Source organism: Bifidobacterium sp. CP2 (genome assembly GCF_018555635.1).
Lineage (GTDB): Bacteria > Actinomycetota > Actinomycetes > Actinomycetales > Bifidobacteriaceae > Bifidobacterium > Bifidobacterium saguinibicoloris.
On the sequence record NZ_JAFEJX010000004.1, the window covers coordinates 78,224 to 91,398 of the forward strand.

A 13,175-nucleotide genomic window follows, 5' to 3' on the forward strand; every position below is an offset into this window, starting at 1 on the left:
CATGGCGTTGTACGCGATTTCGCTGGGCTGCTTCATCGCGTTGATGCTTCTCGTGGTCTCCATGGAGGAAGGCGGGGAGAACCTGTCCGCCTCCAGTATGTCGTTGACCGAAGCGGTGGTGCTGCTCAGCCAAGGAGTCGGATTCACCGCAGGGTCGGTGGTAATCGGCGTCATGCCGTTGCTGCTCACCCTGCTGTTGGTGGCTCTGATTGCGCAATGCGCCTCTAAAGCCGGTGTCGGGCTGTTGCCATGGCTGTCCGGTCTGGCGACATGGGTGGCGTGCAACCTGCTGTGGGCGGGGGGCACCACCGTGGAGCTTCATGATCCCCAACCGGCAGTGGCCGCCAAGACCGCGACCATATGGACACTCGGATACCTGTTCGCCGTGATGATGCGCTCACCGTTGCCGAAGCGCGTCATCACGGCGTTGGCTGGCCATATGCCCGCCACGGTGCGTCATACGCTTCGTCTGACGGGCTTCGTCACGGCGGTGCTCGCATCCGCGTTGGTGCTGACCGGCTTCGTGACCTCCGTCGTATGGATCGTGCGCGGATGGCATGGCATGACCACGCTGTTCACGATGACGGGTATGGAGAACGGATCGCGTATCCTCACCTCCATCGCCGCCTGCGTGTGGCTGCCGAACCTCATGGGATGGGCGGTCTCGTGGATTCTGGGTGCAGGATTCCACATCGGTGATCTTGGGGTGTTCACGATGTGGGGAGGCCAGTCTGCGGGACTTCCTCCGTTGCCTGTCTTCGGGCTTCTGCCCGATGCCGTGCCGGATGAACGCGTGCGAATCGTATTGCAATGCCTCATCCCCGTGACCGCGGCCGTCGTCGCACTCGTGTTCATGGCGGTGCCAGGGCCCTTGCGCCTTCGTATCGCCAAGCCTGACGATAGCGAAGGCACCCGTACGGTCGTACGAATCATGATCTGTCATGCGTGTGCGCTCTGCGCGGCGCTCATCCTGCTCGTCGCCGGATCCTGCGCCTGGTACGCGCTGTCCGACGGCTCGCTGGGAGAGCACCGGCTCAAGGATGTGGGCGTCGACGTCATGGTCTCCACACAGACCACGGGGCGATCGCTCGCCTTCGGATTCGCGGGGGCATGGTTTGTCGCCGCCGTGGTGTTGGCAGCCGTCTACGGGATACACTGGATTGTCGGACGGCAGCGTCTAAGCCGCGACGCATCATCGGCCAGCACCGGCGTCGCCGGTGGCACTGCGGCCGACGACGGGCCTTCGGACCGCCCGCGCCGCCCCCGAACCATCCGGTCCGACACTGATTTGTCCAAGTCCGAACAACCAGCACAGGAGGAAATCGATGACAGCAACGAATCGTCCGATTAACAGGGCGTTGGTCTCCGTCTTCCACAAGGAAGGCATCGAAGTGCTCGCACAGGCGTTCGTCAAGGCCGGCACCGAGGTCGTGTCCACCGGCTCGACGGCGAAGCGTCTGGCGGAGCTCGGCGTCCCCGTCATCGAGGTGAGCGAGGTCACCGGTTTCCCGGAATGCCTTGACGGCCGTGTCAAGACGCTCGACCCGCACATCCACGCCGGCATCCTCGCCGACATGACCAACCCCGACCATGCCGCCCAGCTCGAGAAGTTCGGCATCAAGCCGTTCGATCTGGTCGTCGTCAACCTCTACCCGTTCGCTGACACCGTGCGTTCCGGCGCCGACGAGGCCGCGACGATCGAGAAGATCGACATCGGCGGTCCGTCCATGGTCCGTGGTGCCGCGAAGAACAGCGCCACCGTCGCCATCGTCACCGATCCGACCGATTACGCGCTGGTCGCGGAACGCGTCGAGAACGGCGAGGGCTTCACCCTCGAGGAGCGCCGTTGGCTCGCCGGCAAGGCGTTCGCCCACACCGCCGCCTACGACGCGACGATCAACGAGTGGACCTCCAAGCATTGGCCGAAGCCGGCCACCATCGCCGAAACCGAGCATGACGACGAGGATCATCCGGTCAACGACGCGAAGTTCCCGGCCGCGTTCACTCGCACCTGGGACCGTGCGCACACGCTGCGCTACGGCGAGAACTCCCACCAGCAGGCCGCTCTGTACCTCGACCCGCTCGACCAGACCGGCTTCGCCCACGCCGAACAGCTCGGCGGCAAGCCGATGAGCTACAACAACTACGTCGATGCGGACGCCGCATGGCGTGCCGTGTGGGACATGGCCCCCGCCATCGCCGTGGCCGTCGTCAAGCACAACAACCCCTGCGGTCTCGCCATCGGCGCGACCGCGGCCGAGGCCCATAAGAAGGCCCATGCCTGCGATCCGGTGAGCGCGTACGGCGGCGTCATCGCCTGCAACAGCACGGTCACCTTGGAGATGGCGGAAAGCGTGCGTCCGATCTTCACCGAGGTCATCGTCGCCCCGGCCTATGAGCCCGAGGCGCTCGAACTGCTCAAGACCAAGAAGAAGAACCTGCGCATCCTCAAGGTGGCCGAACCGCCGAAGGGCCACACGCAGTTCCGTCAGATCGACGGAGGCCTGCTCGTGCAGGACATGGACCTCATCAACGCCGTCGGCGACGATCCGGACTCCTGGAAGCTCGTCTCCGGCGAACCGGCCGATGCCGAAACGCTGAAGGACCTCGTGTTCGCATGGCGTGCCATCCGCTGCGTCAAGTCCAACGCCATCCTGCTCGCGCACGACCAGGCGACCGTCGGCATCGGCATGGGCCAGGTCAACCGCGTGGACTCCTGCCATCTCGCCGTCGAACGCGCCAACACGCTGGCGGACGGCGCGGACCGCGCCACAGGCTCCGTCGCCGCGTCCGACGCGTTCTTCCCGTTCGCCGACGGCGCCGAGACGCTGATGAACGCCGGCGTCAAGGCCATCGTGCAGCCCGGCGGCTCCATCCGCGACGAGGAGGTCATCGAAGCGGCCAAGAAGGCCGGCGTGACGATGTACCTGACCGGCACCCGCCACTTCTTCCACTGATCGTCCGAAGGCTCCCGCAGCAGTCATGAAGAATCATCCCTATGTCTCCGAGGACCATGAAGGCAAGCCGTGGTTCGAATGGTGCGTCGCCCTCGCGGTGGTCGTGTCGGGCGTGCTTGCCGTCCTCGGATACACGAAGGCCGCCACGGTGTTGATCTCCGTGACGGCCATCATCACCGGGCTGCTTCGGCTTGTCCTGCGCGAACGCAGCCCGTGGAAGGTGCGCTCAGTGGCGTTCGACTCCTTCATCGGCATCAGCCTTGGGATCGGACTCCTCGCCACCTACTTCAGCGTCTACCTGATCGTCTGAACCGTCCTGCGGTTCCGCGTCAGAGGCGGACTCGGACGCAACGGCCGTCGGCTCCCCAGCGGGGTCGGCGGCCTCATCGTATTCATGCAGCGTCTTCGGGTCATCGCCCTTGGTCTTCGGAGCGGCGATCATCTGCTGCAGCACCATGGCCAGAGAGACGAGCGCGGCGGCCAGCACCGGGCAGATCCAGAACACCCACAGCTGGGACACCGGTTCGGTGTCGAGACCCTGGGCGTACACGGCGACGGCGATGCCGGTCGCGCGCGCGGGGTTGAGCGCGGCGCCGGTCACCGGGAACGTGATGGCCGCGCCAGCCGCGTACGCGATGCCGGTGACGGCGGCGTAGCGCTTCGTGCCGTAGGAGGCCATGGCGGCGCCGACGATGACCAGGGAGGCGACGACCTCGACGACGATGGCCTGGTTGATGGAGAACGACAGGCCATACTGACTGAGCGTGGAGTAGGCGATGGAACCCTTGTCGAAGCCGTTCACCGTGGCGACCAGCCACTGCGAGAGCGTCACGTTCTCCGAAGTGGGCAGCAGGAACCGGACGAGCAGGCCGGCGAGCGTGGCGCCGACCACCTGGGCGACGATGTAGAGAACGCCGTCCACGAGCTTCGTACGGCCCACGATCATCGCGGCGACGGTGACGGCCGGGTTGAACTGTCCTCCGGAGACCTTGCCGAGGGCATAGGTCACGGCGGCGTAGACGAGACCGGTCGCCAGAACCGCATACGCCAGATTCAGCGTGTAGATGACGTTGCCGAACGAGGCGACGGTGTAGACGGCGAAGCAAATGAGGAAGGCGCCGACCAGTTCGGCGCCCACGCGAAGGGGCCACGGCTGCTGCTGAGCCGTGGCGGTGTCCTGAGATGTCATGTCAATCCTTCTGATCATGCGGATGATCCCCGGCGGGCCGCAACCCGCCGGACGACTGCCAGTCTAGCAGTCGGACCACCGGGTAAGGTATCATGAAAAGGTTGGAAATACCCTAGGCCACGTTGGGAGAACGATGCCAAACGCATATGCCCGCGCCAGAAAGGCGCAAGACACCGCTCAGGAAGGCATTCGCCTGCAGAAGCTGCTCGCCCAGGCTGGATTCGGATCCCGCCGTAAATGCGAGCTCATGATCACCGAAGGACGCGTCGAAGTCGACGGTGCGCTCGTCACCGAACTCGGCACCCGCGTCGATCCCAAGCACCACGAAATCCGTGTGGACGGTTCGCGCGTGCGCATCAACGACAATCACATCACCCTTGCGCTCAACAAGCCCAAGAAGGTCCTGTCCGCCATGGAGGACCCGAAGGGCCGCTACACCCTGCGCGACATCGTGGGGGACAAGTACGAGCGCATCTTCCACATGGGCCGTCTCGACTACGATTCGGAGGGCCTCATCCTCATGACGAACGATGGCGAGCTCAGCCAGCACGTCATGCACCCCAAGTACGAGGTGGAGAAGACCTACATCGCCACGCTGGAAGGCCGCATCTCCGGCACGGTGTGCCGTCGTCTGGTCACCACCGGCGTGCAGCTCGACGACGGTTGGATCAAGCTCGACCGCTGCGCCATCATCGACGCGAACCATGACACCACCATCGTCAAGGTCGTGCTCCACTCCGGCAAGAACCGCATCGTACGCCGTATCTTCGGCGCCATCGGCTTCCCCGTCAAGCGTCTTGTCCGCACCCAGATCGGTCCGATCAAGCTCGGCGACCTGAAGTCCGGCTCCTACCGCGTGCTCAGCCAGACCGAGGTGCGTTCCCTGTCCAAGGAGGTCGGCCTGTGATTCGTGTCGCCATCGACGGGCCCGCCGGCGTCGGCAAATCCTCGACGTCGAAGGCGCTGGCCAAGTTCTACGGTTTCGCCTATCTGGACACGGGCGCCATGTACCGGGCCTGCACGTGGTGGTGCCTGCATCAGGGCATCGACCTCGACGTGGATCAGGTCGATGAGCGTCTCGTCACGGAGACCGTGGGCGAGTTCTTCACCGGTGACCATTTCGATATCGGCGTCGACCCGGACAATCCGTTCGTGACCGCGGACGGCGAGGACATCTCCCAGGAGATTCGCTCCTCCGAGGTCTCGTCGCACGTGTCGAAGGTCTCGAACGTCATCCCCGTACGCAACGTGCTCATCGCAGCGCAGCGCGCCTACATCGCGCGGGAGGAGTCGGCCGACTCCTTCTCCGGTGGGCTCGGCGTCGTCGCGGAGGGCCGTGACATCACCACCGTCGTCGCCCCCGACGCGGAAGTGCGCGTCCTGCTCACCGCACGTGAGGAGGTGCGTCAGGCGAGGCGTACCGGACAGGCCGTATCCGGCGTGGGCGCGGAGGACGTCGCCGCGCGCGACCGTCAGGACTCCAAGGTCACGAACTTCACCACCGCGGCGGACGGCGTGACCACCGTCGACAACTCCGACATGGATTTCGCGCAGACGCTCGACGTGCTGGTCGGTCTGGTCGACGACGCCATCGAGGAACAGGAGTACGAGCGGTACGCCGCCAACCTCGAAGGATACGAACTGGCCGAGGGCGACGAGGCGCTGATCGAGGACCGTGGGGGAGACCTGTCCCGCTCCGGTCCCGCGGCGCGTCCGGTCGGCGTGCTCGCCATCGTGGGCCGTCCGAACGTGGGCAAGTCGTCGCTCGTCAACCGCATCCTCGGCAAGCGCGTCGCCGTCGTCGAGGACACGCCGGGCGTCACGCGCGACCGCGTCAGCTACGACGCGGAATGGGCCGGCACCGACTTCAAGCTCGTCGACACGGGCGGCTGGGAGGTCGACGTCGAGGGCATCGACTCCGCCATCGCGTCGCAGGCCGAAGTCGCCGTGAACCTCGCCGACGCGGTCGTGCTCGTTGTCGACGGACAGGTGGGTCTGACGGATACGGACGAGCGCATCGTCAGGATGCTGCGCGCCTCCGGCAAGCCGGTCACCCTCGCCGTCAACAAGATCGACGACCGTGAAAGCGAATACCTCGCGGCCGAATTCTGGAAGCTCGGACTCGGCGAGCCGTACGCCATCTCCGCCATGCACGGCAGGGGAGTGGGCGATCTGCTCGACCAGGCGCTCGACTCGCTGCGGAAGGCGGAGAAGACCTCCGGATTCCTCACGCCTTCCGGCCTGCGCCGTGTGGCGCTCGTGGGCCGTCCGAACGTGGGCAAGTCGTCCCTGCTCAACCAGCTGGCACGCGAGCAGCGCGCCGTCGTCAACGATCTGGCCGGCACCACGCGCGACCCCGTCGACGAGGTCATCGACATCGACGGCGAGGATTGGCTGTTCATCGACACGGCCGGCATCAAGCGCCGCCAGCACAAGCTGCAGGGCGCGGAATACTATTCGTCGCTGCGCACGCAGGCGGCCATCGAACGTTCCGAGCTCGCGCTCGTCCTGTTCGACGCGTCCGTGCCGATCTCCGATCAGGACCTCAAGGTCATGAGCTCCGCCGTGGACGCGGGCCGCGCCATCGTGCTCGTGTTCAACAAGTGGGATGCGATGGACGAGTTCGACAAGCAGCGTCTCGAACGCCTGTGGGTCACCGAGTTCGATCGCGTCACTTGGGCTCAGCGCGTCAACCTGTCCGCCAAGACGGGCTGGCACACCAACCGTCTGGCCAAGGCCATGCGCGAGGCGCTGGAATCCTGGGACAAGCGCATTCCGACCGGCAAGCTCAACGCGTTCCTGGGACAGCTGCAGTCCGCCCATCCGCATCCGTTGCGAGGCGGCAAGCAGCCGCGCATCCTGTTCGCCACGCAGGCGTCGACGCGTCCGCCGAGGTTCGTGATCTTCGCGACCGGCTTCCTCGAGCACGGCTACCGCCGCTACATCGAGCGTTCGCTGCGTGAGGAGTTCGGTTTCGAGGGGTCGCCGATTCAGATTTCGGTGAACATCCGCGAGAAGAAGAAGCGCAAGTAGCGTCGTCGTCGGGCGTTTCGCATCGACGCCGTCGCCGACGCTGACGCGATGTGGGTGGTACCGTTGTACGACGGTACCGCCCACATCGTCTGTATGCCCGTCTCGTACACGGAAAGGCCGTGCCGTACGTTCCTGCATTGGCGGAGAGAGGATGGACGATGCCGATGGATGACTTCCTACACGTCGGTGACGTCGTCGACAGTCGTGTGCGTCCGCTGGTGCTCATCGATTTCGACGGGGTGATCAACCAGTTTCCGGACGAGAAGGTACGTCGTCGTCGGAATTCGACGGATTGGATGCGGCCGGAAGACCCGCGTATCGCCTTGTACTCGCCGGAAAACTGGTTCACGCCGGACCGCAAGGAGACCGTATTCATACGATTCCAGGGACGCTTTCGCATCCTGTGGTCGAGCGAGTTGGTGGATCGGCTCAGGACGTTGGACGCCGACATCCTGTGGCTGAGCACGTGGCAGCCGTACACGGACCTGCTGAACCTGCATCTCGGCGTCGACTGGGAGACGATTCGTTGGTACAATCCGGTCACCGGGGAGGGGCGGCGTACGGGCAAGCGGCGGGCGGTGCTGAACCATCTGCGGTATGGTCGTCCGATCGTGTGGATCGACGACGAGGAGACCACGTATGATGCAGGACTCGCCATCGCCGGCAACGATCCGCAGGCGCCCGTGCTCGCGGTGGGGCCCGAATCACATGTCGGCATCAGCCACGCCCAGATGGACCGGATCGAACGGTTCATCGCCGCACCTCCCGAAGAGCCGGTTCTGCGATTCGACGTATGCGTGAACGACCACGAGGAGCACTGGGGATTCTGATGGGCTCCCGATCGACTGGGGTTGCGACGGTTGGGCTGGTCGTGCAGGATGTACGGATGGAGTGGCGACGTTTTGTTGAGGAGACGAACGGGGAACTCGTTGTGCCTTGGTCTAGTCCGTCAGGGGAATTCCGCCGTTGACCACGCACCACAGGCCATAACCCATGATCGTTTCAGCGAGCATCTCCATACGTGCCCGGAGCATTTCGCCTGATGGGGTTGCACGGAATCCGGCGTCCATCCTGTCACGAACCACGACCATGTCATAGCGATGAATCAGAACGTGCGTGAGGTTCCATAAGGCTCCCGGGGTGTCGAAGATCCCGTCCACATCGTCGGTGCCGATGATCAGCACGTTTCTGTCCCCGGTCGGATGAATCGGGGTCTGACGTGTGATGATGGGCTCGGCGCCGAAGTCAAACAGGAGGGAGACCCGACGCCGGACGGCATCGTCCAACGCATCGGCGAGTAGGGACAATCCATCACGCTCATCCGAATCGAACGCTTCGCCGATTCGCGGCCGAACCAGTGACAGCGCCGCTGCCGGATCGGCGATCATACCTGTCTCTTCGTATGAGATCCACGGTGGTCCGGACGTCTTGGCGATATCGTGAAGGGTGATCATCGTTCGGTCGATCTGCTTTGCGGTGAACGCGATGACGCGAGCGTCTCCACCGAGGACGCCGGTTCCGTCGCCTTCATCGGTCTGATGTTCGGTCGCAGCGATGCCGGTCGGAATGGCCGCCTGCCATCGTGGCCTGTCGGCGTTGCTCATGGTTTCCTCCTATTCCCACGCCTTATACGTTAATCCAGAACCACCGCGGGGAGCCGTGTGGCTGGTGAGGCTATGTGGTGCAATCGTCTACTTCAGATAGTCGTCGCTGTTGAAGTAGCCGGCGATGTCGTTGGTGTCGGCGATGAGCTGCGGCGCGATGGCGAGCGTGTGGTGCGCATCCTCCGTGCCGCAATACACTATGTCATGTTCCAGCAGCCTGTCGTCGAAGAACATGCGCACGCCGTTCAGGAACAGCGGACCGATCGTGCCGACATCATAGCCCGTGCGCTCCTTGACCAGTTCCGGAGCGGCCAGATGAATCTGATGTAATCCCAGTGTGCGACCGAGCTGCCGCCATCTCAGATGTCCCGTGGCGGAAGCGACGACGGCGAACACGCCTTCCTTGGCTTCTACGATATAGGTGGCCGCCGCCTTGGCGATGTCGAACACTTTCGCGCCCGATTCCAAATCGACGATGGCGATCTCATGTTCGATGATCCGGGCTTGATCGGGATGTTCCTCGGCGAATCGTCTGATCTGCTCATAACTGGCCATGACATGTGCCTCCGGTCAATGAGGGCCGCTGGTTTGTTGATGCTTTCCCATTATCCATCGTTTCATGCGCACGCTTGTTGCGGCGGGTATTCGCATCGCCTGATCCAGTAAGGTCTCCGTCCCGCTGCGAAACAACGTCTGCACGCGAGGGGGTGCGATAGTCTTGCACGTAGGAACGCATATCCATCGAACAAGGAGGTTGATTATGGACAGGACAGTAAAGATCGGCTCAAGCATCGAAGATCTATTCGATGCAGATCAATTGACTGTAACGATAACTATCTCGGGGATTTGCAATACCAAGGAAGAATGCGCCACGGCCTATAACACGAACCTTGCAGCAGTGAGAAGCAAGCTCAGGCAAGCCAATGTCCCGGATTCCGCCATCTCCACAAGATATTTCTCCCTGAGCGCGCATACGGAACGGCTGTACCGCAAGAAGAAAGGCAACGGCGATTACTATTACGCCAAAACCGAAGTTCAGGGATATAGCTATTCCGGTAAGGTGATTGCAAAAACATCCGACATAGAGCTTTCGACACCGATATGGCTCGCGTTATCCGACTGCGGCGATTCCGTCACATTCGACATGGATTTTGATCTTGCGGACGAAAACGCGGCAAGGGAGTCTCTGCTTGCCAGAGCGGTGAAATCCGGAGAGGCGAAGGCCAGAATCCTGGCCAAAGCATCCGGTGCGGAATTGGGACCCATCAGTTCAATCGAATACGATTTCGAGAACAGGAGACGCGGCTATTACGATGGGGCACTCTATGCTCCGGACTTCCTAGGTGATGATGACCAAGCTCCAGAGTTCACGCCTGAGCCTATTAGTATCTCCTGCAAAGTCAATTGCATTTGGACGTTGCAATAGAAAAGCTCCTTTACTTGTCTATCCGTTAGTTTCATCCCTGACGGGCTTGAAGCCACGGTGGTACATGCTGTCTGAACCGGCAGGCATGAGCGGCGAGCTGTAGAGCCGTTCGGCCTTGCCGGTCTTCTTGTTCACGTACCAGTCGCAGTCGTCGAGCATCGCGAAGTCGGGATCCGCGGGCACGTGGTAGTACTCGGCATCCTCCCGGCCTTCCGCTGCGGTGGGGGTGCCGCCGTTGGCCCGTTCAACAATCTGTCTCGCCTGATGGTAGCTGGTGACTTTATCGGTCATGTTTGTCCTCCTTGACTCGGTGGCGTGGGTTCGACCCAATTGTCGTACTCGCTGGAGTGCTGCCGCCATGCGGTGTCATCGCGATGGATTTGTTGGAGTTTCCACTTGCTCCAGCGTTGCACGGTGTCGGGATCGGCGACCCATGGTTTCGCATAGGCGGGCGCATCCTTGAAGCTCGGTCGTCCACCCTCCAGCAACGAGTCGGTGGGCTGTATGTCGTCCACGCGCAGGAACCGGAGTTCGCCGTCCTTGATGGCGTCGGGATAGTAGTCGGGGATCTTGCCGTTGGAATACCCGTACTGCCGGTAGTCGCCGGACTGGTAATCGTACATGCGCAGGGATTTCCAGCCGTCGGGAGTCTCGATGACTTCGGCGTTCCAAATATGGGCGCCGCCGTTCTTCCACGGGCCGGCGACGAAGAATCGAGTGCCGGGCAGGTCCTTCGAGAAGTTCGGTTTGCACCCGTTGTCGAGTTTCTTCTTCACCTACATGTCCCATAGCGGATTCACCTCGTCGTGGATGACCTCCTTAAGGGACGTACGCGGCTTCATGGTCGTGAACGAGCGGATCCCCTCGCCGGCCTTGCCGCATCGTTTCGGACTAGTCTATGAAACCATGAACACCAAGACACTGGCACTCATACTCGGCTTAACATCGCTGATTCTCGGCGTCGCGGGACACGCAATCCCCGCAGGCGTATTCGGCCTCGCCGGAGTCATATTCGCCCTACCGGAAGGAAGCCACAATGACAACTGAATACCTCGGCGTCAAACAGGGCACCAAACGCCTCGGCATCACCAGCGGCGGCTTGCTCAACCTCAAACTACCCGAACCCGATGTGAGAATCGGTAAAACCCGCGGCTGGTCAATCGAAACGATAGACGAATGGAACCGCAATCGTCCCGGCCGTGGAGTCGGCGGCGGACGTCCTCGCAAGCACAAGAACGAAGACTAGGAACCACAACGGCGCTCGCCGACATGTCCCATGCCGACGGGCGCCGTCTTTGACGGTTTTCGAGCCGGGCAGTTAGCCGCGGCGGGGATGATGTGGAACCGGAACGTCATGTCTTATCGCCTCACTTGGTGAGCAGGACGAAGCGGTTGATGTCGCGCACGCGGAAGCCGAACTCCATCTCGATGCGCACGGCGAATATGTTCTTCTCCCACAGGTTCACCTGCTTGCCGTCGATGGTGATGGGGGCCTGGTCGGACACGCTGGTCTGCAAGCCCTGCGGCGTGCCCCATGCGGCGGACGCGAACTCGCCGGCCACGCCCACGATCTCCGGGCGTGCGGGCGGGTTGTTGTCCGTGCCGGCGGCCTGCGCGGGCACGTGCACGCCCTTGCTGATGTAGGTGCGGTTGCCGAGTACGGTGCTCACGTCGGATTCGCCGGTGGAGCCGAGGAACAGGGGGCGGCCGTTGTTGTCGGTCGCCTGGCGCAGGATGCTGCGGCCCTGCGGGGAGAGGGCCCAGCCGTCGACGGTGCCGTCCGCGTCGGTGACCTTGTCGTCCGCGTCGTTCAGGCTCTTCCACACGGTCTTGCCGAGGCTGACCTGCGGGGCGTTGGCGAGCGTGTCGAAGTCCGCGCCCGGAGCGGCCACCAGTCCCATGATGGTCTGGTCGATCTTGCGGGCGATGGCCTGCGGGCCCTTCGCGATGACCTGCTGGGTGATCGCGTTGAAATCGCGGCGGAACTGGTTGGAGAACGGCAGGATGACGGCGATGGTGTACGGCACCATGTCCTTCTTGTCGAAGCCGACGCCGCTCTTGGGCTTCTCGGTTCCCTCGGCGACCCAGTCGGCCTCCGGGTCGCCGGTGATGATCGGGACGCGCACGCCCTTGCCGGGCAGTGGGATCTGCGGGACGAGCTGCATGAACGCGCTCTGGTAGACCGCGTTCTGCCAGATGGTGTTCTGGGTCTCCGGGGTCAGGTCGAGGCCGCCGGACTGTCGTGTCATGGTCGGATCTGCCATGATGATGCTCCTTTCGAGCTTGGATGATTCGGGTTGTATGGGAGGGGTCGGCTAGAAGCCGATCTTGTTGAAGGAGTTCTCGAAGTCCTGCGCGATGGTCGTCTTGCTTGGACGGGCCGGCTGCTGCGCCGGGTTCGGCACGGAGAGGCCTTTCGGCTTCGGGTCGTGCCATTCCTTCAGAGCCTTCGCGTTCGCTTCGATGTCCTCCTGCGTGGAGCCATGCAGCAGGGACACGGGCACGCCGTACTGTTCGGACGCGGCCGTCTTCCACTGCTCCTGCTGGCGTTGCGTGGTCAGCTGGTCGAACTGGGCCTTGTATTTGGCGGCCTGCGCCTGCGCCTTTTCGAGGGCGCTCCTGCCGGCATCCTCGGCCTCGTCGTATTTCACGGCCTTGGCCTTGAGCTCGTCGTAATCCGCGTACTGGGATTTCACGCGGGCGATGCGCTTCTCCACGATCGCGTCGACCTCGGTCTGGGAGAACGATTTCGCCGGTGTCTGCCCGGATGCGTCGCCGCCGTCGGACGAGCCGGTTTCGGCCGGCGCGTCGATGGTGCGGATGAGCGGGTTGACGGTCATGAGCATGGTTGACTCCTTATGTTGTTGCCGATGGTTTGAAACCCTTCGTAGGGTTCGACCGCGCATGACGCAGCGCGTGGACGCCCGCCGAAACGGGAAGCATGATAGAATTAAGGAGCGCCCCGA

The 13,175-nt window shown here is 63.1% G+C and carries 16 protein-coding genes; 9 read left to right on the forward strand and 7 right to left on the reverse strand.

Annotated features, from left to right (window positions below):
- Position 1 precedes the first annotated feature (1 nt).
- From JS531_RS04215 to JS531_RS04225, 3 genes are read left to right on the forward strand one after another with little or no spacing between them, the layout of a single operon-like run.
- Positions 2-1,351, forward strand: coding sequence for a DUF6350 family protein (locus JS531_RS04215; RefSeq protein WP_214313160.1), 1,350 nt, complete (start codon positions 2-4; stop codon positions 1,349-1,351).
- On the forward strand, positions 1,326-2,957 hold the full coding sequence (gene purH / locus JS531_RS04220) for a bifunctional phosphoribosylaminoimidazolecarboxamide formyltransferase/IMP cyclohydrolase (protein ID WP_214313161.1): 1,632 nt from the start codon (positions 1,326-1,328) through the stop codon (positions 2,955-2,957). The genes JS531_RS04215 and purH overlap by 26 nt, the downstream gene beginning before the upstream one ends.
- 25 nt (positions 2,958-2,982) lie before the next feature.
- Entirely contained in the window at positions 2,983-3,267 is a 285-nt protein-coding gene (locus JS531_RS04225; protein WP_214313163.1) for a DUF3017 domain-containing protein, read from the forward strand.
- On the opposite strand, the gene JS531_RS04230 is transcribed toward JS531_RS04225, so the two are convergent.
- On the reverse strand, positions 3,184-4,146 hold the full coding sequence (locus tag JS531_RS04230; protein ID WP_214313165.1) for an aquaporin: 963 nt from the start codon (positions 4,144-4,146) through the stop codon (positions 3,184-3,186). The genes JS531_RS04225 and JS531_RS04230 overlap by 84 nt on opposite strands.
- A gap of 133 nt (positions 4,147-4,279) precedes the next feature.
- On the opposite strand from JS531_RS04230, the gene JS531_RS04235 reads away from it, so the two are divergent.
- The 3 genes from JS531_RS04235 (at position 4,280) to JS531_RS04245 (ending at position 8,009) form a co-directional block, all read left to right on the forward strand.
- A complete protein-coding gene (locus tag JS531_RS04235; protein WP_214313167.1) occupies positions 4,280-5,053 on the forward strand; it encodes a pseudouridine synthase in 774 nt (257 codons plus the stop codon).
- Positions 5,050-7,179, forward strand: a complete 2,130-nt coding sequence (gene der / locus JS531_RS04240) for a bifunctional cytidylate kinase/GTPase Der (protein WP_214313169.1) — start codon at positions 5,050-5,052, stop codon at positions 7,177-7,179. Before JS531_RS04235 ends, der begins: the two co-directional genes overlap by 4 nt.
- A gap of 164 nt (positions 7,180-7,343) precedes the next feature.
- Entirely contained in the window at positions 7,344-8,009 is a 666-nt protein-coding gene (locus tag JS531_RS04245) for a hypothetical protein (protein ID WP_214313171.1), read from the forward strand.
- A gap of 111 nt (positions 8,010-8,120) precedes the next feature.
- Here the strand turns inward: JS531_RS04245 and JS531_RS04250 are convergent, their stop codons facing one another.
- Together JS531_RS04250 and JS531_RS04255 are read right to left on the reverse strand one after the other, a co-directional pair.
- Entirely contained in the window at positions 8,121-8,783 is a 663-nt protein-coding gene (locus JS531_RS04250) for a hypothetical protein (RefSeq protein ID WP_214313173.1), read from the reverse strand.
- Between the two features lie 87 nt (positions 8,784-8,870).
- Positions 8,871-9,338 (reverse strand): YbaK/EbsC family protein, encoded by a 468-nt coding sequence (locus JS531_RS04255; RefSeq protein WP_214313176.1) that lies wholly within the window; start codon positions 9,336-9,338, stop codon positions 8,871-8,873.
- Positions 9,339-9,543: 205 nt separating this feature from the next.
- Here JS531_RS04255 and JS531_RS04260 point away from each other — a divergent pair, with 205 nt between their 5' ends.
- The gene (locus JS531_RS04260) at positions 9,544-10,209 is read left to right on the forward strand and encodes an SIMPL domain-containing protein (RefSeq protein WP_214313178.1); all 666 of its coding nucleotides are present in this window, start codon (positions 9,544-9,546) and stop codon (positions 10,207-10,209) included.
- Between the two features lie 18 nt (positions 10,210-10,227).
- On the opposite strand, the gene JS531_RS04265 is transcribed toward JS531_RS04260, so the two are convergent.
- Entirely contained in the window at positions 10,228-10,500 is a 273-nt protein-coding gene (locus JS531_RS04265; RefSeq protein ID WP_214313180.1) for a hypothetical protein, read from the reverse strand.
- Complete coding sequence (locus tag JS531_RS04270; protein ID WP_214313182.1) at positions 10,497-10,985, reverse strand: hypothetical protein; 489 nt, start codon at positions 10,983-10,985, stop codon at positions 10,497-10,499. The genes JS531_RS04265 and JS531_RS04270 overlap by 4 nt, the downstream gene beginning before the upstream one ends.
- Positions 10,986-11,049: 64 nt before the next feature.
- On the opposite strand from JS531_RS04270, the gene JS531_RS04275 reads away from it, so the two are divergent.
- Positions 11,050-11,256, forward strand: a complete 207-nt coding sequence (locus tag JS531_RS04275; RefSeq protein WP_214313184.1) for a hypothetical protein — start codon at positions 11,050-11,052, stop codon at positions 11,254-11,256.
- Positions 11,246-11,455: a hypothetical protein gene (locus tag JS531_RS04280; protein WP_214313186.1), complete on the forward strand. Its 210-nt coding sequence runs from the start codon at positions 11,246-11,248 to the stop codon at positions 11,453-11,455. The genes JS531_RS04275 and JS531_RS04280 overlap by 11 nt, the downstream gene beginning before the upstream one ends.
- 121 nt (positions 11,456-11,576) lie before the next feature.
- On the opposite strand, the gene JS531_RS04285 is transcribed toward JS531_RS04280, so the two are convergent.
- Together JS531_RS04285 and JS531_RS04290 are read right to left on the reverse strand one after the other, a co-directional pair.
- Entirely contained in the window at positions 11,577-12,473 is an 897-nt protein-coding gene (locus JS531_RS04285; protein ID WP_214313194.1) for a phage major capsid protein, read from the reverse strand.
- Between the two features lie 51 nt (positions 12,474-12,524).
- Positions 12,525-13,055 (reverse strand): hypothetical protein, encoded by a 531-nt coding sequence (locus tag JS531_RS04290; protein WP_214313196.1) that lies wholly within the window; start codon positions 13,053-13,055, stop codon positions 12,525-12,527.
- Between the last annotated feature and the right edge of the window lie 120 nt (positions 13,056-13,175).